This window comes from Kitasatospora sp. NPDC015121 (genome assembly GCF_055562955.1).
This window is the reverse complement of the sequence record NZ_JBVHEH010000057.1, coordinates 1-19,883: the sequence shown is the minus strand read 5'-3', so window position 1 is coordinate 19,883 and position 19,883 is coordinate 1. Positions and strand designations below refer to the sequence as shown.

Sequence of the window (19,883 nt, the reverse complement as noted above, 5' to 3'; positions counted from 1 at the left end):
GGAGCCCTGCCCGTTACTTCCCGCACCCAATCCGATGGACGACCCACAACACCCTCCTGACCTCGAATGTTGCGTCCACCGATTGAGCCCAATCAGTACACCTCAAAGGGTTTCGCGATGCTCTGCGCGAAGTTGGGTGTCGCGCAATCGATGGGAGCGGTGGGCACGAGCGCAGATAATGCCCTGGCCGAGTCGTTCAATGCGACACTCAAACGGGAGACCCTACAAGGAGCAGCCCGCTGGGAATCGCCCCGGGTGGCGAGGCTGGCGGTGTTCCGGTGGGTCACCCGTTACAACACCTGGCGTCGACACTCGTACTGCGACTATCTCAGTCCCACCGACTACGAAACCGCTCACACATCCGATAGCCTGCAGCAAGCCGCGTAATCACAAACCCCGTGTCCAGTTTCCGGGGTCAAGGCCCCCTCGACTGATCCTCGTACCGAACCGCGTGCAATCCCTTGTGGCGCAATGCCGTCAATGCGACAGTACGTGCATCGTCCACATCTGTCTTGCGTCCTCCGCCGGTATCGAGCACGCGCACACGCATGGCGAGGGTGGACGGTACGTCGACGACGTGTTCAGCGTCGGCGAGCAGTATTTGTGCGATACCGCGCCCCAATCCCTTGGCGCCTTCGACGGCGAAACGCCGCTCGGCCCATCTGTGTGATCATTTCCGCAGTTGCGTGGCAGTACCGGAATTGACAGCGAACCTGCGGCGGGCCATTGTCTCGCCGCTGTTGTCGACGGCGACGGCTGTCAATGATGCTTTGTGCGGGTCGATTCCGATGATGATTAATTCGGATGCTCCTGTTGTCCGGGTGCGGTTTCGGTGTGCACCTGCGGTGGGCATCCTGACTTGAAGTTGATCGTTTCACGCCTCTGTCGAACCACACCGTAGGCCGGTGTCGATCGGAAGGGCACGCTATAAGTGAGCCAATCACCCGATTGGGGCGGCAAGGAGCTTGCGAGCCTGCGCCGACCGACACCGTGGACTTTACGAGATTGCAGATCCCGGTTGTCCTGGTTTCCATTGAACAAGTCAGGAGCTTGGGTAGAAGCCCCGTCAACGTCTTGTCTGCCCTTCCTGACCGGCGAGCCCTCGTTTGGTAACAGGAAGGCACTTTCCATCATGACAATGATCGAGTTGGAAGTCATCGCCGGGATCGACACCCACGCCGACACCCATCATGTCGCCGTGATCGATACCACCGGTCGCAGGCTAGGAGACGCGGGATTCTCGACAACCTTGAAAGGCTACAAGGCGATCGCCGCGTACATCGCCGCGTTCGGCCTTGTCCGACGGGTCGGAGTTGAAGGCACCCACTCGTACGGCGCTGGGATCACCCAGCATTTGAAGGATTCCGGGGTCCGTGTGGTCGAGGTGATCCGTCCGAATCGGCAAGTGCGGCGTATGCAAGGAAAACAGATCAGGTCGACGCCTATGCAGCCGCATCAGCGGCTTTGGCCACCGACGATCATCCGGAACCGAAACAACTCGACGGTCTCGTCGAGGCCGCCCGCTACATCCACGCAGCGCGTCGCAGTGCGGTCAAAGCACGAACTGCCACTCGCGTTCAGATCAAAAGTCTGCTGGTCACCGCACCCGAGCAGATTCGGGCCCGGTACCGAAGTACCGCCGACACGGCATTGTTCCCCGCCTTGGCCCGCACGAGGCCGGCATCGGAAGAGAACATGCTCACCCGCACAATCATGTCGTCGTTGAAATCTCTGGCGCGCCGGTACCAGCACCTCACCGCGGAAATCGACGTACTTGAGGCCGATCTCGAGCAGCTGGTGCTTGCGATCAACCCGGGGCTGGCGCAGACGAAGGGCATTGGAACCGTCACCGCCGCACAACTATTGATCACCGCCGGTGGAAACACCGATCGACTGAAGTCGGAAGCGTCTTTTGCAGCACTCTGTGGGACGAGCCCTATTCCGGCTTCCAGTGGCAAGACCACTCGTCACCGGCGGGGTCGCGGCGGCGACCGGCATGCAAACTCCGCCCTCCATCAAATCGCCCTCACGCGAATGACCTACGACCAACGAACCCGCGACTATATTCAACGTAAGCAGCAGGAAGGCAAGGGAACCAAGGAAATCCTCCGCTGCCTCATTGGATGAGTATGGGTAATGCGGGCCATGTCGGCTCGTTCGTCGGGAACGACGGGGGACGGCCACGCTGTCTAGCCACTCGATGGCCCGTTTGAGCAGGTCGCCCTCGCCGTTGCCGGGGAGTGTGATCGGCGCGAGAGAGCAGCCCCACGAGGGCCGAACAATGAGGAACCGACGCCCTGCCCGGCTCCAGCGACGGTATTCGGACCTGGAGGTCAACACATGTTCTGTGGATGGGATTGGGGTTCAACTCGGCACGGCGTCTGCTTAATCGACGACAACGGGACGGTAATCAAGACCTGGATGATCGAGCACACCGAGAAAGGCATCGCGGCGCTCTTCGCCGAACTCTCCCAACTGGGTGATCCGGCCCGGCTCCCGGTGGCGGTCGAGCGTGGTGAGGGTCTGGTCGTAGGGCGCATTGCCAGCGCAGGGCATCCCGTACTGATGATCGAACCGGCATCTTTCAAGGCTGCGCGGCCACGGTGGGGTTCGGCAGGAGCGAAGGCTGTCACATCATGCTCGCCGACTACGCCCGCACCGACAATCACCGCCTGCGCCGGGTCGAACCGGTAGCGCAGGCCACCAGGGAACTTGCCACACACGTTCGCGCACGAACCGTGCTGGTCCAGGCGCGCACGGCGTCCTCGAATCAGTTGTGGGCCATCTTGTCCGAGCACTGGCCCGGCGCGGCGAAGGTATTCCAGAAGCTGACATCCCAAGTCGCACTGGCATTCTTGGCCGACTACCCCACCCCACAGTCGGCGGCACTTCTCGGTGAAGGTCGGATGCGCCAGTTCTGCCATCGGCACAGCTACCGTGGCGGCAAGTCCGCGGGCCGAACTCGTCGGGCGGCTCCGGGCAGCGCCCGCCGCCGCGAACCCCATCGCGCCGAAGGTACTCGAAGCGATCATTCGTGGATCAATCGCCCAGATCGCCCTGCTCAACACCGAAATCGCCCGTCTTGAGCACGAACTCGCGGACGCCCTGGCTGCCCATCCCAAAACTGTGCTCTTCGAGTCCCTTCCGCGCGTCGCCAACGTCAGCCTCGCGGCGCTCATCGCAGAGATCGGGCCCTGCTCGAGCGATGCGACTACCGGCGAACAGGTCGCCGCCCTGTGCGGGGCCGCACCGGTCACGAGGGCCTCGGGAAAATCCCGCAGCGTCGGCTTCCGCTATACCGCCAACAAGCCGGCACGCGCCGCGATTACAGGCTTCGCCGACAACTCACGACACAGCTCGGCGTGGGCTGGCGACTGCTACCGGCGTGCCCGTTCGCGGGGTGCTCGGCACCCACACGCGGTACGGATACTCGCCCGTGGATGGGTCCGAGTGATCTGGGCCTGCTGGACCACCGACACCCCCTACGCTCCTTGCCGACACCGCGGCGAACAACTGCTTGTCACCGCGACTTGACCAAGAGAGCTCAAACGCGTGATCGCTCGAGAAGTCTTTCACACTCATCAGTAGCCCCGTCCCCGTTGTCGATCACCGAAAGCTTCGACCGCTCCGCCAAGAACGCGGACTCATCCAAGTTCAGGCGGCCGCAGCCTTGGGCGTCAGCATCGCCAAGATTTCACTCGCGGAAAACGGACGGGTCCACGACGCTACCTTCCTCACCACCTACGAAACATGGCTCCGAAACACCGATTTGACACCCTAGGAGCATCAATTGGCCTGCTGCGCCCGAAAACTGCTGTATCCCAGACAACTTGACAACATCTACCGGGCTCCGCACCGCAGGCGAACCCGCGATGCGAGTCATGCCTTGACCACGAAAAGAGGGCTTCAGATTTATCAATAATATTTGCATCACGTGCAGAAAGCGTTAATCGATGCGTAGCGCTGCTGCGGCGCAACCCATTCAGTCGCGGTGCTCCGATGTGGGATGAGTTCCGAATTGCTCGGCTAGGGATGTATGCAATCCGGTTGTCAGCCCACATCTTTCGCGGGGCCTTGTATTGCAGAAGTGTTGAACAACGAAAGGTGGGCGGTTTCAAGAAGCCAACGCAACACCTTCATGCGGAGGTTGTCGTGACGGTTTCGTGGAACGATCGGTGCATCGCGTATTCGATGCTTCTTATGGGTGCTTCCGCTCAGGAAACGGCGAGCCGATTCGGTGTGAACACGGGAGCGGTCGTCGAGTGGGCCAGGCTAGCGGGCATGGTGATCCGTATGGGAGCCCGAGGCGGCATCGAGCCTGTCACTACGTCAACGTCAGCGTTGAATCCTCAACGCGCATACCGTCGCTTGACTCACCAGGACCGTGTCTTCATCGAGATGGCGATCAACAGCACGCCCGCGTGGTCGATACGAGCGATCGGCCGGCACCTGGACGTTGCCGCGTCCACAATTTCACGGGAGCTTGGACGTCACAGAGTCGAGACCGGGCGAGGGCGCGGCGGGTCGCGAGAGACGAGATACCATGCCGGTGTCGCGCATCACCACACGATGCGCTCGCGCGTGAGAACAAGGGCACGCAAACTTGATTGCCATGAGCTGCGGTCACTCGTCGTCACAGGCTTGAACGAGAAGCACTCTCCGCAGCAGATCGCAGGGAGACAACGGATGATGTTCCCCAACCAGCCGCAGTTGTGGGTGTCCCACGAAACAATCTACCAAGCCCTCTATGTCCAAGGCCGGGGATCGTTACGGCACGAATTGACCGTCGCCAAGGCGTTGCGTTCAGGCCGTTCTCGCAGGACACCTGCCTCACGATTGCCATCCCGCGATGTCCGACCGTGGTTAGCGGGGGCCCGGCTCACGGACCGGCCCGCTTCCGCGGCGGATCGTGCTGTCCCTGGGAATTGGGAAGGCGATCTCGTTGTCGGTCCCGCAAACTCCGGGATCGTCACGCTCGTCGAGCGGAACACGCGCTTCGCGTTGATAGAACGGCTACCCGGCGTCCGCGACTCGGCCACCGTGATCGACGTCATCCGCAACCAAATCATGCGCCTCCCAGAACATCTCAGGAAAACTCTGACCTGGGATCAGGGGCAGGAGATGTCGAGACACAAAGACTTCACGATCGCGACCGGATGCCCCGTGTTCTTTTGCGACCCGCATTCGCCCTGGCAACGAGGCTCGAACGAGAACCTGAACGGCCTAATCCGCGACTACTACCCGAAGGGCACTAACTTCAACAACGTATCCGACGACGCGATCGAGGCAATGGTCGAGCAGCTCAACAACCGCCCCCGGAAGATTCACGGATTCCATACCCCTCGTGAGAAACTGAACGAACTCATCAGCAGTGTTGCGCTGGGTTCTTGAAACCGCCGTGCACTTACGCTGTGAAAAGAGAGTTTTTCAGGTCGGTGCGTTCGCTACGCCAACCGGTGCCGTGTGAACTCAGAACTCGCAGAACCCTCGTTGGGTTCTGCTCATCGACACGAGTCTTCCTTGGTGCAGCACGATCCGGTCTTGAGGTGCGGCCGCAACGGCTTCTTCGAGGCTTTCCGCACGGATGGCTAACAATTCGGCCTGTGCATCTTTCTCGATTCCCGACTTCGGAAGTGACATGACGTCACGGGCGCCGTCGCTGACGGCCCGATAGGCCTCCTCGACAGACAGATGCCCGGCAGTGACCAGCAACATCGCTGTCTCGAGAGCATCGCTGCGTCCGAGCGGGTTGTAAGGGTCACGAACGTTGTCGGCGCCGGCGCCGAACCGTACACCGGCATCGATCAATGCCCGCGCGGCGGTGAGACCACGCGGCATTGCCACAGGGGTGTCCCAGCCCTGTAGGTACAGATTGGTGATCGGCAGGCTGACGATCCCGACGTTGCTCTCTTTGACCGCTTCGATCACGCGGGCCAGCACTTCCGGCGTGACCATTCCCAGACTGACGCAGTGTCCGGCGGTCACCGGCATCGAACTCGGCCAGTCCCGGACGGAATGAGCAAGCTCCTCGAGCGTGAGCATCGTCGGGTTGGTTTGCTCGTCGGTGTGCATGTCGACGCCGACGCGGCGATCACGTGCTATTGCCAACAGTCGCTGCAGATTTCCGCTGGGGTCGGGTGTTTGGTGCGGATGCCCACCCAAGAAATCGACGCCGAGGTCGAGGGCTGCATGTACTGCCTCGTCGCCCACGACGTACGGCGTCATCGCCACGAGCTGAATATCCATGACGCTCGAGAGTTCCTCACGGACTTTCACCAGTGCCTGAATTCCACGTAACGGCTGGTCGCCTCGTAGGAGATTGACGTGTGATCGCACCGCGGTCGTTCCGTTGCCCAGCAGCAACAATGCCGCGCGTCGGGCGCGCTCGGCAATACTCTCGACGGTCAGGGACGGTGTGTGGTTTTCCCAGGTTTCGATTGCGGAACCGAGATCACCAGCAGGTGGCCGGATCTCGTCGAACGATAGTGCCTTGTCCAGATGCGCGTGCGGCTCTGCCGGCGCCGTGAGCAGGAGAAATCCGGTGAGGTCGAGGTCGTCCTCGCTTGGCACTAGCCCTTGCGCGGGTACGACGTCATACACTCGCCCGCCCACGATATGAACATCGACGATCCGTCCGTCGACGAGGGTCGCATTGTGCAACGTGGGCACTGCGTGTCCGCCCAGGACGAGGGGCAGCGGTGCGGCGAGGGGCAGCGATGAATTCCGGGTCACGGTACTCCTAGGGTCGATCGAGTGAACGAAAGTCTTTCTTGCGTATCGAGCAGTGGACACCTTGGACCAGGTCTACTACCTGCGTCACCGAAAAGTCGCCCGCTGCACTGAGATACAGGTAGGCCTCACTGGGTGTCATACCGGTGTACGAGGCGAGGAAATCGACCGAGAGTTCCGCGCATTGACGCATCGCCTCGTCCAGACTCTCGTTCATCCCGAGGATGATCCAGTGATCGTCGGTGTCGACGAAGGGCATCGCGGCACGGGGCTGAGACAGAGTCTTCACGACGGTCAGTCGGGCGGTGACCCGCAGCGACCCTTCGAGTGCAGTGAGCGCGATCTCGCCGTTGCCCTGCGCGAAGTGCGGGTCGCCCAGGTAGAAACCCGCTCCGTGCACCTGGATAGGCAGGTACAGCGAGGTTCCGACCACCATCTCGCGCACGTCCATGTTGCCGCCGAACGGACCTGGCGGAATGGTGCTCAAAGGCTCGTTACCGGCAGGTGTCACGCCGCACAGTCCCATGAAGGGCCGCATGTCGATTGTCGCTGCGCCACCGCTGAATTCGAATCGTGCACGATCTGCGGTGTCGTCGAGTGGGCAGAACTTGCTGAATACTGCGGGAATGCTGCCGTCGACATCGCGCGGAAGGATTTCCGGCAACGCACCTCGCTGATGCCTGCTCGAGATCACTCCGTAGGGAACTCGCGGTGTCATCTCGAGGAAGTCGACGCGTAACCAGTCGCCGGGCTGGGCCCCGCGCACGTGAACGGGTCCGAGCACCACATGTGGAGCTTTAGGCGCTGTAGGTTTGCGGAGGTCCGATGCAGCCAATTCGATGGCGTCGGCCAGTACTTTCGAGCGGTGGACTCCGTATTGCCGGAAGTAGGCCACGGGGTCGCGGCCTTGGTCTTCCATCAGACCTTCTTGCGAGACCGTGTCGAAAGTGACAGTCTCGCCGCTGTCGAGGGTGAGCACAGGTTCGGTCGTCGCGGTGGGGAGAGTGCCCCAGCTGACTGTGTCCGGTGTGCACCAGAGGTAGTGGTCAGCGGAGCCCGGATAAATCCCGGCCTGGAGTATCTCCATTACGCGGTCGCGGCCGCGGCAAGGTACGCACGCCAGCCACCTGGGGTGGTGATTTCGCGGGCTGAGTCTGTGACGAGGGGCAGTGATCGGCACACCATGCTCAGCGAGCCGCGGCCGTCCTCGAGTTCGATCACTGACAGTTCGAGTTCGTCCGGCTCTCGCGGCAGTAATTTCTCGCGCAGCTCGGCGTACGACACCTCGTATATCTCGCCTGGTACGGACCAACCGCCGACATCGACGGGAGCGAGTCCGGGAAACTCGTCGTCGAACGAGAAGAACCGATAGGCCGGTGCGGTGCGCACCGCACCGACAAAACGCGCCGAGGACAGGGCGTCGTTGAGTGAACCTCCGCTCATTGCTTGGCCGTTGACGAACATGAGGACAGTGTTGGGGGACATCGTAGGAACTCCTTGTTGCGGCGGGGTCAGTTGCGAGTGGATCAGCGCAGTGTGGTGTTGCCGTGCCCGCGTAGTGCGTGGATACGCACGGCTGTGGTGGCACGGTCGAGGTCGCCGCTCGCGAGGTCGTCGAGCAGTGCGCGATGTTGGGAAATCGGTTCGTGTCCCGATTGCTGGACGTAGTCGTCGGTGGGATACAAGAACGCCTGCCTCTCCAGGAACGACGAGGTGACGGGGCAGAACGCGGCTCGGTTAATGGCCATGTGGAATTCGAGATGAGTCATGGCGTATTGAGGGCTACCTACCCCGAATTCACTCAGTGCACTATCGAGCGGTGTCAGCATCGCGTACAGCGAATCCCAGTCCACGCTCGAGGTTTTCGCGGTGATGAGTCTGGCAGCCACTTGGTCGAATGCGACTCGGAGTTCGTGAAGCTCGGCACGTGCCTGCGCATCGACATCCACGACGATGAGCTGACCACGCCGAACGCGTTCGACAAGACCTTCACTTGTCAACCGCTGCAATGCTTCTCGGATGGGAGTCCGGCTCACACCGAGCTCGTCGGCGATCTGCTCCTCGGTCAAGCGGGTTCCGCCACTGAATTCACCGGTGGTGATCTGTTGCCGGAGATACAGATATACACGTTCGCGTGCACTGACAGGATCGCCGCTACGGCTCACGATCATGCTGTCCAACGGGCTCACAGGGTCGTCCTCGCTTTCGACAGTGCTGCCCGGCAAGCGTTGGTGGCGCGCTGCATGAATGTTCCGGACATCACGTTCATACCTGCCGACAGCGCAGTGCTCTGCAAGGCGCTCACCCGATTGTTCAGATCGAAGAACTGGTTGCCCGGAGATACGAGAGCCGAGAAGTCGAACACGAACGGCGACTCCTCGGAGGCGTCCGTCTCACCCCACGTGGTCGTATTGACCAGCAACGACGGCGTGCCCGGGCCGAGCAGCGCGGAGACGTCAGCAGGTGCTGCGAACTCGGCGTCGAATCGCTGCGCCCACACCACTGCAGCGTCGAGATTGCGGGCACTGCCGATCAGTCGCACACCCGGCCACGCCCGGCGGCACGCCAACGCTACCGAGTTCGACGAACCGCCGGACCCGAGAATCAGAATCGACGACGGTGTCCGGCCACCCATCAGCGTTTCCATCGCCGCCTGAGATGCCCAACTGTTGGTGTTGACTCCAACCTCGCCCCTCGACTCACGAACTATCGTGTCGACGACACCGGTTCGCACGGCGGACGGAGTTGACATCGCCAAATACGTTGCGACCGACTGCTTCCACGGACTGAGAACGAGCGCGAGTGTCCACGCAGGATTCGCCAGTAGCGCCTCGGGATTGTCGAATGGCAGTGTCCCATCCAGTTCGACGCCGTAGTCCGCCAGCGCATCGAGGAGCAGTCGACCTTTCAACGCATGCGCCGCTGTGGTGCCTATCCCGGCGATCGCAGCGGGGTCGGTAGACGGTGAACCGGTGGACCCACCATGTACTTCGTCGACGCAACGCTCAACCGCGGCACGGATAGTGGCGGAACCGGTATCTCCGAGCAGTGTTGCCTGTATGTCGCTCACGCGCTCTCCTCGTCTGTTGTGCTGGATTGTCATTGTTCGCGGATCGGCAAGTCAGCGCACGGAATCGGCAGGCGTTCGCGCCGGCTGGACCTGACGGCCGCGGGGTGCGCCGACCACTTCTCCCTTCTCGTAGACAAGGCCGCCGCGCAGGTACGTCGCGACAACACTGCCGGTGAGCGCCCAACCGTCGTACGGAGTGACGTTGTGCTTGGAGTGGAGCGAGTTCTGGTCGAGAACAACCTCGGCTCCGGCGTCGACGAGGACGAAATCGGCATCGAAGCCGGGCGCGATCTGACCTTTGTTCGCCATCGACCAGCGCTGCGCCGGAGTGTAGGAGCACAGGCGGACGATGTCTTCGACGGTCAGCTTTCCCTGCGCAGCGGCGGTGAGCATCAACGGAAGCATCGTTTCCACGCCGATGAATCCGCCGTACGCCTTCCACACATCTGTCTCGGCCTGCTCGTCGACGGTGTGCGGGGCATGATCGGTGGCAATGATGTCGACGTCCCCGCGGTCGATCCCGTCCCACAATGCGGCCACGTCGGAGGCCGGGCGAATCGGCGGGTTGAGCTTGATCAAGTTCCCGTAGGTGTCGTAGGCATCCGCGTCGAGGAACAGGTGCGAGACAAGTGCTTCGACACTGACCCGATGCCCCTGCGCACGCAGATCCATCACCCGCTGGAGTCCGACGGCCGTCGATAGGTGATGGATGTGCAGTTTGGTCTTCGCTTCGGTTGCCATCGTGATGATGCGAGTAATGGCCTCGACCTCGACGAAGGCGGGCCGGCCTTCGAGGTGTGCGCGCGGATCCTTACGACCGGACGCTTGGAGGCGGTCACCGAACATGCGCAGCAGGTGATCGTTCTCCGCGTGCACGCCCACGACAAGATCGGCGGCAGCGGCAGCTTCGAGTCCACGGAAGATCGCGGCGTCGTTGGGGCAGCGGTTGTCACCCGTCGTCTGACCCATGAACAGTTTGAGTCCCATGGCGCCCAGCTCCGCCATGTCCGCGATCTCGTCGGAGTTGGCGTGATCGAGCATCCCGTAGAGCCCGAAGTCCACGTACGCCTTGTTCTTCACCAGGTCCAGCTTCTGCCGGTATCGCTCGGCCGTCGCGACGGGGGGTTTGGTGTTGGGCATGTCGACGACGGTCGTGACGCCGCCCGCAGCTGCAGCCGACGTGCCGCTCGCGAAGTCTTCCTTTTCGGTCATTCCGGGCTCGCGCAGATGGACGTGCATGTCCACCAATCCTGGGAGAACGAGCAACCCCGTCGCGTCGATGGTCGGCACTCCCGGGGCGAGGAGATTGTCGCCGACTGCGAGGATGCGCCCATCGGCGACCGCGATGTCCTGGCGGCGGCGACCGTCGTGGGAGATAACGGTTCCGCCGGTGACGACGAGGTCCGGGGTTGTGGGAGAGGACATTTCAGGGCCTTTCGGTTGCGAAAACAGTGTGTTGGACAAGGGAGTGCTCTATGCCAGCGCCAGGTCTGGATTTTCTTCGTGGACTTCGCGAATGGGCCCGAGGTCGAACAGGTCGTCAACAGAGAGGTTCAGGCCGCCGGCTGCGATGGCTTCGATGTTCGCTGCGGCAGTAGCGTCGGAGATCGACAGAATTTGCTGTCCGGCAGAGCCGTTGCGGATGAGTTCGTTGCCCGCGATGCAGCAGTCGTAGGTGGACTGAGGGTTCAGGTTGAGATCCTTGCCGTATTCGTTGACGGTGAGGTCCGCTGCCCTCTGTGGGTCCGCGAGAACGTCCTTCCACCCCCGGATCTCGGCGTGTAGGAATGCCTTGAGCTTCTCGCGGTTGTTGTCGATGTTCTCCTGGGTGGTGATGTAGGTCTGCCCGACGAGAGGAAATCCGACGTCGGCAAGGAGCATCGTGTTGATGTCGAATCCCTTGTTGCGCAGGTCGACCACCTGACTGTTGACAAATCCGACGTAGCCGTCGATCTCACCGACAGTCATGCCGATCGGGTCGCCCTGTACCGGCACCGTGTTGATGCGGGACTCGTCGAGACCGAGCGCTGCAATGAAGTTGCGCCAGACCGGTTCACTGGACGAGGCGCATCCAATGGTTTTGCCGTACAACTCTTCCGGTGTATTGACGGGATTGTTTCCCATCGTCATGACGCATCCGGCGTAGCGACTGTAGACGGCGCCGACGATCTTCAGCGGCGCGCCCTTCGCGACGGCAGATCCGGCGATGGGCACCTGCGAGACTCCTACGAAGGTGCGTGAGAGGACATCGGATTCGATCGGTGGAGCGGTGGGTCCACCGGAGACCAGATCGGAGCCACTGAATCCTGCGTCGGTGTAGTAACCGTTCTTGTCGGCGACGTAGCTTCCGGCGAACTGGGTGTTCTTGATCCAGGCCAGCCGCTGGGATGCAACTCCGAAACCGTCTGCGGAGGCGCTGCCCGAGTCGCCGGACATGCAGGCCGACAGAACGGCGGGCCCGGCCAGAGCGAGGCCGCCCAAGGTGAGTCCGCGGGTGAGAAATTTCCTGCGATCAAACTGTGTGGTCATCGGGTATCCGTTTCGGTAACGAGGAAAGGTGGGGTTCGGCTGGCGCCGCTCTCAGCGGGGAGCGCTCATGCGTGATGTGACAGCGGCTTCGATGACGCTGACGATCTGGTAGATGACAATGCAGGTGACGGTGAGTACGACGACCGAAGACCACAATCGTGCGAATTCGAATTCGTTGGCATCCCTGAGCATCTGGCCTCCCAGTCCCTGCCCGGTGGCTAGCCATTCGGCCAGTAATGCGCCGACGATCGAGGTGGTGACGGCTAGACGCGCTGCGGCGAACCAGGTGGGAATGGCATGGGGCAGAGCAACTTTCCAGAATGCGGACAGAGTGGATCCGCCATACGCGACCACCATATCGACATCGGTCCGCGGAGTACTGCGGATCCCCTGCAGCATGGTGAGCAACGCGGGCACAACGACGATCGCAGCACCGATGACGGCAGTGCCGACCAGTCCGCGTCCGAAGATCAACACGAGAATCGGCGCGATAGTGACCATCGGGATCGCATGCAACGCCGTGACAGACGGAATGAACATGGCCTCGGCTGTGGCCGAAAAGTAGAAGAGCAGTGAAACACCGGCCGCAAGAAACAGCCCGAGGACAAATCCATACGACGCATCGGTGAGCGTGCGGGCCAGATTGGAGGTGATCACTGCGCGGTGCTCCGCAGCATCGGTGTCGGTGATCAAGTAATTCCAGACATCCGTCGGCGACTTGGCGACGAACGGGCTCACATCGACCAGTCGAATGAAGAGGGTCCAGGCGGTAAGGATGGCGATCACTGCCCCGACGAGCGTCGCGAGAGTACGCGCCAGGCTGTGCACAATCGTGAGGGCCTGGTTTCGCTGTGCGGCGCGCGGGCCGGCGACCTCCGAGGGCGAGTCCTGTGTGATTGTCATGCGTTGACTCCCGACGTACTTGCAGCCCAGGGGGTGGCTATCTTCTCGACAGTGTTGACCAGCAGGAATGCAAGACCGGCGATGAGGCTCGATACCAGCGTGATTCCCCAGGTGCGCACCACGTCACTCGAGGACTGAGCGACAACGAGCGCAGCCCCTAAACCTCGCTCCTGCCCCATGAACTCACCGATGATCGTTCCCAGAATTGCCGCGGGCACAGCGACTTTCAGTGCAGTCAAAATACTCGGCAACGCCGACATGAGCTGCACCTTACGCAGAACGAGGTACTCACCGCCGCCGTACGCACGGACCAGATCTTCGCTCGACGAATCAGCATGTGAGAGCCCGTTGATGGTGCCGACGAGGGTGGTGAAGAAGACCGAGACTGCGGCCATGATCGCGGACGTGACAACACCGTCGAAGCACGCCGCGAGGATGGGTGCGATTGCGATCAACGGGATGCACGCCGACGCGATACCCACCTGCAACACCAACTTCTCGAGGGCCGGAACCGTCGTCACCAGCGCTGCGCACGCGATCGCGGCAAGATTTCCCCACAGGTAGCCCACCGAAGCCGATGCCAACGTGACGGGAATGTGGACTCCGTAGAAGGCGAGACCGTCGTGCATCACGCCGCCGACAATGGCGGTGGGTGGCGCTATGCCCGGGCCGAGAATGCCTGTCATACCGACGATCTGCCACACGATGAGCACGACCCCGGTGCCGAGCACTCCGAGGAATCGACTGTTCTTCATCGGCGGTCACCACCCACGGTGGCCAGTGCGTCCTCGTCGCGGGTGCGAGCGCTGAAGAGAATGGAGGACAGGAGATCGACGTATTCGTGGAATTCGCGGGTGCGCATCATCTCCGGTGTCCGGGGCCGCGGCAGATCGATCTTGACCACCTTCTCGACGCGCCCGGGCCGGGCGCTCATAACCACCACGGTGTCCGAGAGAAACACGGCCTCAGCGATACCGTGCGTGACCATGAGGGTGGTGGCAGGCCGCTCGGTCCAAATCCGGAGAAGCTCGATATTGAGCTTCTGTCGGGTCATGTCGTCGAGGGCGCCGAACGGTTCGTCGAGGAGCAGAACGCGGGGCTTGACCACGAGTGCCCGCGCGATTGCCACGCGCTGGCGCATACCTCCGGAAAGCTGTGCTGGTCGTGCATTCTCGAAGCCGGTGAGGCCGACCAGGTCGATGAGTTCCTGAACGAACTCGTCCGAACCCGTCTGCTTCGACACCTCGAGGGGGAGACGAATGTTGGAGCGGACCGACCGCCAGGGCAGTAGTGCAGAGTCTTGGAATGCGATTCCGAGGTGGCGGTGTCGGCGCATGTCCTGCGGAGTTTCGCCATGGACCAGTGCGGTGCCTGCGCTCTGTGATTCGAGGCCGGCGAGGATCCGCAATACGGTGCTCTTGCCGCATCCGGACGGTCCGAGGAGCGTGACGAATTCGCCTTGCTCGGACTGAATGTCGACGCCGTCCAGTGCGGTGACAGTGGAGCGTCCAACCTTGAATTGTTTTGTGAGACCGCCGATGTGGATCCCCGGCGCGGTAGGCGAGATCATTCGTTCTCCCTTGATCGGATGCGACCCCGCTTGCATACAAGCTTGGATCCAAGTGCGTAGATCGAACTTTAGGGACGCTGTGTTTCGATTGCATGAACGACGGAAACATGTGGATTACATTGCGCTCACGGCTCTTCCTCACGGTCCAAGGCGAAGCCCGCAAAACGATATGCAAGATCTTCGTCAACTCGTCGTGCCGCCTTTACGCGCTCAGCAATCGGAACCGCGCGGGTTCCTAGAATCTTGGAACACCCTTGTATGAACTGGTACCCGGAAGTTGGACTGGCTGATCCGTGCCCCTCAAAGTGAACCATCTATATGAGAGATGAGGCAGAGTGATCCACAGGAGGTCACAGGATGTTGTCAAGTTGTCTGGGATACAGCAGTTTTCGGGCGCAGCAGGCCATTCCACAGAGCAGTCGGTCAGGCAGTGATGCGTAGTTCAGTGACCTGATTCCAAACCTGGAATCGAGCGCGGATTTCGGTGCGGCGGTCGGTGGCGTTCATACGGTGGCGGGGCGGGCGGAAGTGCGGGGAGATACGACTGAAAGCGGCGAGGAATCGTTGCGCTGCACCGACGGAACGGAAGCCTTTTCATCGCCCGCTCGCGTTGCCGGGTCGGCTGATGGGAATTCTCGGGGGAGTGGAACGCCGACAACCCTGATTCGATTGCTCCGCGTCTGGAGGAGCGGACGCGTACCGCGTTGTTGCGGTTCGCGTGAGCGTGGATCGGTAGTCGGAAGGGGACCGGCCCGAAGCTACCGGGCCGGTCCCCTTCGTTGGATACTCGGAATGGCCTCTCACCGTGGGCGGATTCCGTCGATCGTCGCAACACTCGAACCGGGGATCCACTGTAACGACCCGCCCAGATCACCCTCGGCGGATGACGCGGAGAGTGCTCGACCCCGGATATCGTCCGCTGCATGGACAATGATGTGGAAATTCGGGCAATCGCGAAGGACACGTACACATTTCGGATACGCGATGGTGGAAAACTATCGCACGATGTACGCCCAGGCCATCGACGCAAGCGACCCCCGCTACATCGGCGGATTCGGCATCTACCGGCACTACCCCGAGCCCGCCAGGCCTGAGAATACAGACATCGTGACCCCCAACAACGACACGCCGTATTCATGGCTGTGGCTGGACTTGCGAGCCGAACCGTACGTCGTGGGTGTCCCGGCGATCGACCGCTACTACATCCTTCCGTTTCACGATCTCTACACCATCTACGCGGGATTCGTCGGCGCTGTGACCACCGGAACCGGTGCAGGGTCCTACCTCCTTGCCGGGCCTACCTGGAACGGCGACGTGCCCGCCGGCATCGACGGGGTCATTCGTTCTGCCACTGATTTCGTCGGAAGCCTCACCCGCACAGCGCTGATGCCCGACGGTATCGAAGCGATGGAGAAGATACAGGCCGCCTACGACGTGCGCCCACTGAGTGCATTCGCCGCGACCGAGAAGCCGCAACAGCCCCCTGCCCCACAATGGCCGGTCTGGGATGAGCAGAAGTTCACCACCACAGTCGCCTTCTACGAGTTGATCGACTTCCTCCTTCAATACGCGCCACCGCTCGAGGAAGACGTAGATATCCGCGCGCGGATATCTACGATCGGACTGCGTGGACAGGGGAAGTTCCGCACCGAGGACCTCGACGCCACTGAACGGGCACAATTCGAGAACGGCCTCGCAGACGGCAGAGCCGAAATCGAAGTACAAGAAGGCCATACATCGTCATCGATCGGCATCTTCGGAACCCACGAACAGATGGCAGGCAAGTACTCGCACCGCAACATTGGTGCAGCTAAAGGGATTTACGGGCTCCCTCCGAGCGAAGCGTGGTACGCGGGCTGGCTGAATGACACAGACGGCGACGTTCCTGTCGGGACCAAGTCATTCACTGTCACTTTCGCTGCCGATGCTCTACCGAAGGTCAAGTTCTTCTGGTCGGCAACTATGTACCGACTCCCGGAGCGGCTACTCGTCGCGAACCCCATCGACCGATACTCGATTGGCGACCGCACACCGGACATCGTGTACAACGATGACGGCTCTCTGACCCTGCACATCTCCCACGACGAACCTCGCGAACCCGCAGCGAGAGCGAATTGGCTCCCCGCTCCCGAAGGGCCCTTCACCGTCGTCGTCCGCGCCTATGGCGGTGAAGCCGACATCGTCGACGGCACTTAGAGAGCATTCGGAAACTCGCGGCGGTGCTCGCTCAGCGCGCTTGTGGGGTAGAGGCGGGCTCCTGGTTGGGTCAGGGATGAACAGTCGCTGACCGCACCCAGGAGCCCGCCATGTCATCATCACTTGTCGCGTCGTGCCCGGCATGCCCGTCGGGGGCGCCTGGGCATCGGAACGTGGTGTATCCGTCCTCGTCACTGACCGACGCACAGTGGACGGTACTGCAACCATTGCTACCTCGGCCGGGCAACTCCACCGGATGGGGCGGCAGGCCCGAAAAGTACTGCCGTCGTTTGGTGTTGGATGCGATTCTCTACGTGGTTCGGGGTGGGATCGCGTGGCGGCAGTTGCCGGTGGAGTTCCCGCCGGCGTCGACGGTGTACGGGATCTTCGTCCGTTGGGTCCGCGGCGGGGTATGGCAGGGCATCCACGACGCGCTGCGCGACCGGCTCCGTGTGCGGGCCGGACGAGACCGGTGCCCGACCGCGGCGATCGTCGACTCGCAGACCGTGCCCGCAGCCGACACGGTGCCCGGATCTCGTCGCGGATGGGACGGCGGGAAGCGAACGAATGGGGTCAAGCGGCACATTGCGGTGGATGTGAACGGGCTACTGCTCATGGTCGTGGTGACCGCCGCCTCGATCCAGGATCGAGACGCCGCGCACCGGTTACTGGCCGGTCTGCGGGGCGGCTTCTCCACTATCCGGCTTATCTGGGGCGACGGCGGCTACCCCGGTCGACTGCTCGGTTGGGCGAAAAGCGTGCTCGCCCTGCAGGTTGAGATCATCAAACGGATCCCCGGTGCGAGCGGATTTCACGTGCGGCCCCGGGTTTGGGTAGTCGAGCGCACGTTTGCGTGGATCAACAAGTACCGCCGTTGCGTGCGCGCTTACGAGACCCGACCCGACCACCACGAGGCCGTCATTCACGTCGCCATGATCGGCCTCATGACCCGGCGCCTTGCAAGGGCATGAACCCAGTTTCCGAATGCTCTCTGAGAGTCCAGACGCACGAGGAACGCTTTTTCCCGGTTCGTGACTTTGGTGAGGTTTTCGGAGGATTCCGTGCGTGAAAGTCTGGGCATTGCCATCGATGATCATTCCATTTCCACGGCGCTCGTGGACGCGGACACTCCAGTGCTCGGGGCGATCGACGATTTCCGTCATCCGTGGACCGCGGACGTCCGGTCTGCAGCGTCGACGGCGCGCGCGTTGACCTCTGCAGCCGCCGTCGCAACCGAGAGAGCAGCACGTTCTCAGTTGCATCCGACGACGATCGGAATGGTATGTGAGCGTGCAGATGTCCGCGACCTCGTCCCGGAGGCGTTGTTGGCACAGGCACGAACAACCGTCGAGCTGGTCAACAACCTCGAGGCGCGTCTTGCTTACCTTGCCACGGTGGATGCTCTGGCCGGTGTTTCCCCGGTTCTCGTGGCTTGGCCGGAGGGTGAGGAGGGCATCGTCAACTTAACTGGGCCTCCGTCAGGGATGATCAACGGATGAGTCGGGGAGACGAGACAAAGGTGGATTCGACGCGGTCACTCTACAAACGGCACCGCTATCCTGCGGAGATCATCGCGCACTGCGTGTGGTTGTACTACAGGTTCGCCTTGAGCTTGCGCGACGTCGAGGAGTTGATGCTCGCCCGTGGCATCGTCGTCTCGTACGAGACGATCCGTGCATGGTGCGCGAAGTTCGGGCCCGAATACGCGCGTGGCCTGCGCCGACGCGCTCCCGAACCTGGCGATACATGGTTTCTGGACGAGGTGTTCGTCAAGATCGGCGGCATCCGGAAGTACCTGTGGCGGGCGGTCGATCAGGAAGGAAACGTCCTCGACGTCTTGGTCCAGTCACGACGCAACGCGAAGGCTGCGAAACGTTTCTTCGGTAGGCTGATGCGCAAGCAGGGCCGGGTACCGAGGGTGCTGGTGACCGACAAGCTTGCCAGTTACGTTGTGGCGCATCGGGAGTTGATGCCATCGGTCGAACACCGGCGCTCGAAGTACCTCAACAACCGGGCCGAAAACTCGCACCAACCCACCAGGCAACGAGAACGCGCCATGAAGTTCTTCCGTTCACCGGGCGCAGCGCAACGGTTCCTGGCGGTGTTCAGTGCGATCTCGCCGCACTTCCGGCCCGGGCGACACAAGCTCACCGCGAGCGATTACCGCTCCGAAATGACCAACCGATTCGCCACCTGGAACGACGCCACCGGCGTACTCGCCGCCTGAACCTGGTTTCTCACCAACAGAATCCGCCCCAGTATGATCGAATATTGTTGATTCCCAGTCATGTTCAGTTAAGTTGACAAAGCCCTGCCGGCGGTGGGGTGTCGGCTGGGCTCGGGCCGATCGCTCGGCGGTGCCGGCGGCGGTGGGTGGGGAGCTGCTGTTGCTCGTCGATTCGGGCGTGCGACGGGCTCGGGAAGGTCGATTTTCGGGTGTTTTTGAATGTTGTTGTGTTTCAGTAACTTTGGGTGATCGGTTGGTGCATAATCAGTTTCGGTAGTTACGCATGGAGTTATTTTTGAGAAGTTCGAATTGTGTTGTTGTAGTTACAATTTCGAGGTTTTGTGGTTCTGTATTGTCTTGCGATTTGGGGTGGGGTCCTGTAGGATGGGAAGCATGATGACGATGAGCTGGCAGACGCGAGACGGGGTAGCGTCGAGCGACCCCCACTCCTCCCCGGCCCCGTTTGGTGCTTGGGTACCGACTTTTCAGTTACGATCAAATCCTTTGGTGACAAAGACAATTCAGGAATTTAGAGGAGCGAAGCGAGTCGATCGACGGCAGCCTGGCTGGACCCACTGCGAGCCGCGCAGCGGCTCCCTGGCGGGGAGCGAAGCGAGCCGCTTCCGTTCCCGATGCGGAGCATCGGGAGAGCGCCGCGG

Annotated in this window: 19 protein-coding genes and 4 pseudogenes; 12 read left to right on the top strand and 11 right to left on the bottom strand. The window is 61.7% G+C overall.

Going from position 1 to position 19,883, the window contains the following annotated elements:
- Window positions 1–93: 93 nt before the first annotated feature.
- The 8 genes and pseudogenes from ACZ3J7_RS39365 to ACZ3J7_RS39330 form a co-directional block, all read left to right on the top strand.
- Window positions 94–387, top strand: a pseudogene (locus ACZ3J7_RS39365) (transposase); the annotation flags it as partial.
- Window positions 388–1,132: 745 nt separating this feature from the next.
- A pseudogene (locus tag ACZ3J7_RS39360) lies at window positions 1,133–1,426 on the top strand (IS110 family transposase); the annotation flags it as partial.
- A gap of 38 nt (window positions 1,427–1,464) precedes the next feature.
- A complete protein-coding gene (locus tag ACZ3J7_RS39355; RefSeq protein ID WP_245219992.1) occupies window positions 1,465–2,127 on the top strand; it encodes a transposase in 663 nt (220 codons plus the stop codon).
- Window positions 2,128–2,340: 213 nt separating this feature from the next.
- Entirely contained in the window at window positions 2,341–2,694 is a 354-nt protein-coding gene (locus tag ACZ3J7_RS39350) for an IS110 family transposase (RefSeq protein WP_209923418.1), read from the top strand.
- A pseudogene (locus ACZ3J7_RS39345) lies at window positions 2,673–2,744 on the top strand (hypothetical protein); the annotation flags it as partial. The gene ACZ3J7_RS39350 and the pseudogene ACZ3J7_RS39345, both read left to right, overlap by 22 nt.
- Before the next feature lie 193 nt (window positions 2,745–2,937).
- Window positions 2,938–3,534 (top strand): transposase, encoded by a 597-nt coding sequence (locus ACZ3J7_RS39340; protein ID WP_351644683.1) that lies wholly within the window; start codon window positions 2,938–2,940, stop codon window positions 3,532–3,534.
- 46 nt (window positions 3,535–3,580) lie between these two features.
- Window positions 3,581–3,781 carry a helix-turn-helix domain-containing protein gene (locus tag ACZ3J7_RS39335; protein ID WP_209923439.1) on the top strand — a complete coding sequence of 67 codons (201 nt, stop codon included), beginning with the start codon at window positions 3,581–3,583 and terminating at the stop codon, window positions 3,779–3,781.
- 218 nt (window positions 3,782–3,999) lie between these two features.
- Window positions 4,000–5,391, top strand: coding sequence for an IS30 family transposase (locus tag ACZ3J7_RS39330; protein WP_312638636.1), 1,392 nt, complete (start codon window positions 4,000–4,002; stop codon window positions 5,389–5,391).
- Window positions 5,392–5,469: 78 nt separating this feature from the next.
- On the opposite strand, the gene ACZ3J7_RS39325 is transcribed toward ACZ3J7_RS39330, so the two are convergent.
- From ACZ3J7_RS39325 to ACZ3J7_RS39275, 11 genes and pseudogenes are all read right to left on the bottom strand, one after another.
- Window positions 5,470–6,669 carry an amidohydrolase family protein gene (locus ACZ3J7_RS39325; protein WP_350834977.1) on the bottom strand — a complete coding sequence of 400 codons (1,200 nt, stop codon included), beginning with the start codon at window positions 6,667–6,669 and terminating at the stop codon, window positions 5,470–5,472.
- 70 nt (window positions 6,670–6,739) lie between these two features.
- A complete protein-coding gene (locus ACZ3J7_RS39320; RefSeq protein WP_350834979.1) occupies window positions 6,740–7,708 on the bottom strand; it encodes an acetamidase/formamidase family protein in 969 nt (322 codons plus the stop codon).
- A 107-nt stretch (window positions 7,709–7,815) separates the two neighbouring features.
- Entirely contained in the window at window positions 7,816–8,193 is a 378-nt protein-coding gene (locus ACZ3J7_RS39315; RefSeq protein WP_352101879.1) for an allophanate hydrolase-related protein, read from the bottom strand.
- A gap of 62 nt (window positions 8,194–8,255) precedes the next feature.
- Window positions 8,256–8,900 (bottom strand): GntR family transcriptional regulator, encoded by a 645-nt coding sequence (locus ACZ3J7_RS39310; protein ID WP_209923432.1) that lies wholly within the window; start codon window positions 8,898–8,900, stop codon window positions 8,256–8,258.
- A 14-nt stretch (window positions 8,901–8,914) separates the two neighbouring features.
- The gene (locus ACZ3J7_RS39305; protein ID WP_209923409.1) at window positions 8,915–9,799 is read right to left on the bottom strand and encodes a hypothetical protein; all 885 of its coding nucleotides are present in this window, start codon (window positions 9,797–9,799) and stop codon (window positions 8,915–8,917) included.
- A 51-nt stretch (window positions 9,800–9,850) separates the two neighbouring features.
- Complete coding sequence (allB, locus tag ACZ3J7_RS39300; protein WP_351636314.1) at window positions 9,851–11,263, bottom strand: allantoinase AllB; 1,413 nt, start codon at window positions 11,261–11,263, stop codon at window positions 9,851–9,853.
- Window positions 11,264–11,272: 9 nt separating this feature from the next.
- Window positions 11,273–12,328 carry an ABC transporter substrate-binding protein gene (locus tag ACZ3J7_RS39295; protein ID WP_209923405.1) on the bottom strand — a complete coding sequence of 352 codons (1,056 nt, stop codon included), beginning with the start codon at window positions 12,326–12,328 and terminating at the stop codon, window positions 11,273–11,275.
- A gap of 51 nt (window positions 12,329–12,379) precedes the next feature.
- Complete coding sequence (locus ACZ3J7_RS39290; protein WP_298783299.1) at window positions 12,380–13,231, bottom strand: ABC transporter permease; 852 nt, start codon at window positions 13,229–13,231, stop codon at window positions 12,380–12,382.
- Window positions 13,228–13,986 (bottom strand): ABC transporter permease, encoded by a 759-nt coding sequence (locus ACZ3J7_RS39285; protein WP_298783291.1) that lies wholly within the window; start codon window positions 13,984–13,986, stop codon window positions 13,228–13,230. The genes ACZ3J7_RS39290 and ACZ3J7_RS39285 overlap by 4 nt, the downstream gene beginning before the upstream one ends.
- Complete coding sequence (locus ACZ3J7_RS39280) at window positions 13,983–14,801, bottom strand: ABC transporter ATP-binding protein (protein ID WP_298783283.1); 819 nt, start codon at window positions 14,799–14,801, stop codon at window positions 13,983–13,985. The genes ACZ3J7_RS39285 and ACZ3J7_RS39280 overlap by 4 nt, the downstream gene beginning before the upstream one ends.
- Before the next feature lie 423 nt (window positions 14,802–15,224).
- Window positions 15,225–15,438: pseudogene (locus ACZ3J7_RS39275) on the bottom strand (IS6 family transposase); the annotation flags it as partial.
- A gap of 347 nt (window positions 15,439–15,785) precedes the next feature.
- Here ACZ3J7_RS39275 and ACZ3J7_RS39270 point away from each other — a divergent pair.
- The 4 genes from ACZ3J7_RS39270 (at window position 15,786) to ACZ3J7_RS39255 (ending at window position 19,224) form a co-directional block, all read left to right on the top strand.
- The gene (locus tag ACZ3J7_RS39270) at window positions 15,786–16,997 is read left to right on the top strand and encodes a DUF1254 domain-containing protein (protein WP_298783266.1); all 1,212 of its coding nucleotides are present in this window, start codon (window positions 15,786–15,788) and stop codon (window positions 16,995–16,997) included.
- Between the two features lie 173 nt (window positions 16,998–17,170).
- Window positions 17,171–17,968: an IS5 family transposase gene (locus ACZ3J7_RS39265; protein ID WP_350834984.1), complete on the top strand. Its 798-nt coding sequence runs from the start codon at window positions 17,171–17,173 to the stop codon at window positions 17,966–17,968.
- A gap of 90 nt (window positions 17,969–18,058) precedes the next feature.
- Window positions 18,059–18,496 (top strand): hypothetical protein, encoded by a 438-nt coding sequence (locus ACZ3J7_RS39260; RefSeq protein WP_298783250.1) that lies wholly within the window; start codon window positions 18,059–18,061, stop codon window positions 18,494–18,496.
- A complete protein-coding gene (locus ACZ3J7_RS39255; RefSeq protein ID WP_155289649.1) occupies window positions 18,493–19,224 on the top strand; it encodes an IS6 family transposase in 732 nt (243 codons plus the stop codon). The genes ACZ3J7_RS39260 and ACZ3J7_RS39255 overlap by 4 nt, the downstream gene beginning before the upstream one ends.
- The last annotated feature ends 659 nt before the right edge of the window (window positions 19,225–19,883 follow it).

Coding starts and splice junctions, on each gene's coding strand:
- ACZ3J7_RS39350 (WP_209923418.1), top strand. CDS start 2,341: ATGTTCTGTGGATGGGATTGGGGTTCAACTCGGCACGGCGTCTGCTTA.
- ACZ3J7_RS39330 (WP_312638636.1), top strand. CDS start 4,000: ATGTGGGATGAGTTCCGAATTGCTCGGCTAGGGATGTATGCAATCCGG.
- ACZ3J7_RS39315 (WP_352101879.1), bottom strand. CDS start 8,193: ATGTTCGTCAACGGCCAAGCAATGAGCGGAGGTTCACTCAACGACGCC.
- ACZ3J7_RS39310 (WP_209923432.1), bottom strand. CDS start 8,900: ATGATCGTGAGCCGTAGCGGCGATCCTGTCAGTGCACGCGAACGTGTA.
- ACZ3J7_RS39295 (WP_209923405.1), bottom strand. CDS start 12,328: ATGACCACACAGTTTGATCGCAGGAAATTTCTCACCCGCGGACTCACC.
- ACZ3J7_RS39290 (WP_298783299.1), bottom strand. CDS start 13,231: ATGACAATCACACAGGACTCGCCCTCGGAGGTCGCCGGCCCGCGCGCC.
- ACZ3J7_RS39285 (WP_298783291.1), bottom strand. CDS start 13,986: ATGAAGAACAGTCGATTCCTCGGAGTGCTCGGCACCGGGGTCGTGCTC.
- ACZ3J7_RS39280 (WP_298783283.1), bottom strand. CDS start 14,801: ATGATCTCGCCTACCGCGCCGGGGATCCACATCGGCGGTCTCACAAAA.
- ACZ3J7_RS39270 (WP_298783266.1), top strand. CDS start 15,786: ATGGTGGAAAACTATCGCACGATGTACGCCCAGGCCATCGACGCAAGC.
- ACZ3J7_RS39255 (WP_155289649.1), top strand. CDS start 18,493: ATGAGTCGGGGAGACGAGACAAAGGTGGATTCGACGCGGTCACTCTAC.